1 protein-coding gene is annotated in these 376 nt (G+C 62.0%); it reads right to left on the bottom strand.

All coding sequences use genetic code 11. The annotated features are described in order from the left end of the window. On the bottom strand, positions 1 to 376 hold a 376-nt coding region (locus AC0L3A_RS41025; RefSeq protein ID WP_473256620.1), incomplete at both ends, for an ATP-binding protein.

The following is a 376-nucleotide window of genomic DNA, read 5'->3' as shown; positions in this document are numbered from 1 at the left end:
CGCCCTGGACCACGCTTCCGCTCGAGCGCGGTGCGCCTGCGATAGCTTTCGACGTTCATCTCGACGATGGTGGCGTGATGAACGAGGCGATCGATTGGGGCGAGCGTCATAGCGGGATCCGGGAAGACCCTGTTCCACTCTCCAAAAGGCTGATTGGCGGTGATCAGCATGGAACGCCGCTCGTAGCGAGCGCTGATGAGTTCGAACAGCACGCTGGTCTCGGCCTGGTCCTTGGTCACGTAGGCAAGATCATCGCAGATCAGGAGGTCGAAGCGATCGAGGCGGTTAATGGCGGCCTTGAGATTGAGCTCGCGCCGCGCCACCTGGAGCTTCTGGACGAGATCGGTGGTGCGGGTGAAGAGGACGCGCCATCCGT

The organism is Bradyrhizobium sp. MI1.3, from assembly GCF_055811695.1.
This window is presented reverse-complemented; position numbering and strand designations above follow the sequence as displayed.